The following is a 2,258-nucleotide window of genomic DNA, read 5'->3' as shown; positions in this document are numbered from 1 at the left end:
GTGGGCTGGGGTCGGGGAATGACCGCTTGGACGCTGGACTATGTGGAGCTGGCTGGCGACCCGGCCGAGGAAGACGTATGGGTGGCGCTGACAGATCTGCTCAATCGTCCCATCGAACGCGAGGATGGCGTGCAGCTGCGCGCATCAGCCACGGCCATCGATGCCGGTGGCCACCGGACCGAGGCGGTCAAGAACTACGTGCGCCAGCGCAAGATCACCCGCGTGATGTGCATCTTCGGTGCAGTACCCAACAACGCTCCGATCCTGTCCAAGGGCAAGCTGGCCGATGTGACCTGGAAGGAGCGCACTGACAAGCGCGGCATCATCATCCATCACGTGGGCACCGTGGCGGCGAAGCACTATCTCTACAGCCGCCTTGCGGCCGACGCCGAGCGTCAGGCCGAGGCCCGTTTGGTGCGTTTCAGCGATGAGTTGCCGCAGGAGTTTTTCCCGGGCCTGGTGTCGGAGGTCTACAACCCGGTCAAGAACCGGTTCGAGAAGCGGGTGACCCGCAATGAGCCGCTGGATACGTGGGTGTACGCCTATGCCGCCGCGCACCACCCGGAGGTGCGGCTGCACCGATTCACCAAGTCCGACTGGGACGCTTTGGAGGCAAAGTTGGCGGCAACGGCTGCAAGCGCGGGTGCGGATTCCCGTGGAACACACGCGGGTGCCGAGAGCAGTCATGGCGATGCGCAAGGGAAGGGCACGATGGATTCCCGTGGAACACGGGCGCAGCGATCGCCGGATGGTGGTGCGCGTCCGCGTAGCGCGGGGTTCGGGCGCGACGGGTGGGGCTTGTAATGGTAAAGAACAGTGGTAAAGAGGATCAGCTGCGAGAACGAATCATGGCCGCAATGCTCGCAGACGTCGGTATCAGCGAGCGAATGGCACAGCCTCTTGTGGATTCCGTAATGGATTGCTTGGCAGGGGAGCAGCTCTACTTCCCCGCCCGCAAGCGGACACGTCAGTACCCCATGGACGCGATACGAGAGGCTCTTCTACGTGGCACACCAGTAAAGAAGGTTTTGCGAGAATTCGAGCTTTCCAGATCTAAGCTTCACGCACTCTTTCCGGGCGGATTGCCCAAGCCTGGTCGGTCGGCAAATCGGGTACGGGGTTAGCATTCTTCTCTTATCGTGGGCGCTAGCGGTCTATCGATACGGTGCATGCTGCACCCGCTGCTGACGTCGCCATGAGCGGGACATTAACTCGTAATCTTGCCTGGGTAATCTAGAGACGGTAGCTCTGATCAAGAGGGCACCGGGGGTCTGGGGCGGCAGTGGGTGGGAAGAACTCCTGCCGCCTCAGCACCTCTTCAGGGCAGAAAGCGGGCCTGCACGCGCACCCCCGTGTTGTTGCGCACGACGCTCAATTCATCGGGTGCCAAGCCGTGACTGTAACGGAGCGTATCCAGCCACGCGAACAATTGCGCTGGTTGCGCGGACTCCACTTCGATATCGACGCCACTCTGTGGATCGTGATGCTCGCGACTGAGAGTTAGTCCGCTGCTGACGGCACTCTCCAGGACAAGCGCGCGCAGTTCATCCACCGTGCCCGGCCGGGCATGTCGTTCCCGCAGATCCCGTAGCGAAGTCGCGGCGGTGCGCGTGGCGTACAGCTGCGCAGCGGCCTGTGTCCGCTGTCCCGCGGCCAAATTGCTCATACGATCCAGCGGCCTGTAAAGTCCGAACCACAGCGCGAACGCCGCCACCATCACGGTCATCACCGCCAGCAGCTGCTGTTCACGTCGGTCGCGTTGTGACCACCAGGTGCGAAGGCGGCTCTCAGACGGGGGTGCAACGCTCATCGCCGTTCCTCAAGGTTAATCTGGGTGCGCAGGCCGCCATCGACAGGCACGCTCTCCTGCGTGAGCAGTTCGATACCCTGTGCCTGCAGCGCGGTTCGGAGCGCATCCAGCTCCGCTGGCGTGCGGTGGACGAGTCCCGCACGCAGCCCAGACCCTGCGTCGAACTCGTAGCTTTCCAGCTGGCTGCCCGGCTGCTGGGCAATTGCGGTGAACAGGGCCGACGATTGCCGCGCCAGCAGGAACGGTGCATTGGCCTGGCGATAGCGGACATCCAGCGTGGCGGACGGATCCGGACCCCGTTCGCCCGTGAGTACCGCAGCGGCCACGTGGTCCGCGCGATGTCGGAGCCATGCGGCCGTTGCGTGGTCGCGCAGCGTCTGCGCGGCCAGCAGGAGCAGCGGCGACAAAGCCACTAGGGCGGCCAGCGCGACGCGGCGGCGACGGGCTC

Annotated in this window: 2 protein-coding genes and 1 pseudogene; 1 reads left to right on the top strand and 2 read right to left on the bottom strand. The window is 63.9% G+C overall.

Annotation, left to right across the window (positions count from 1 at the left end; all coding sequences use genetic code 11):
* Positions 1-804 (top strand): terminase gpA endonuclease subunit (locus EGJ34_RS21450; RefSeq protein WP_185750288.1); only part of this gene is annotated, 804 nt, incomplete at its 5' end.
* Between the two features lie 514 nt (positions 805-1,318).
* Here EGJ34_RS21450 and gspM read toward each other — a convergent pair.
* The gene (gene gspM / locus EGJ34_RS21445; RefSeq protein ID WP_125362418.1) at positions 1,319-1,810 is read right to left on the bottom strand and encodes a type II secretion system protein GspM; all 492 of its coding nucleotides are present in this window, start codon (positions 1,808-1,810) and stop codon (positions 1,319-1,321) included.
* Positions 1,807-2,258: pseudogene (locus tag EGJ34_RS22435) on the bottom strand (hypothetical protein); the annotation flags it as partial. The pseudogene EGJ34_RS22435 and the gene gspM, both read right to left, overlap by 4 nt.

The organism is Stenotrophomonas sp. 278 (genome assembly GCF_003935715.1).
GTDB lineage: Bacteria > Pseudomonadota > Gammaproteobacteria > Xanthomonadales > Xanthomonadaceae > Stenotrophomonas > Stenotrophomonas maltophilia_AH.
Note: the sequence above shows the minus strand (reverse complement) of the source record. Positions and strands in the feature narration are given on the sequence as shown.

Coding starts and splice junctions, on each gene's coding strand:
- gspM (WP_125362418.1), bottom strand. CDS start 1,810: ATGAGCGTTGCACCCCCGTCTGAGAGCCGCCTTCGCACCTGGTGGTCA.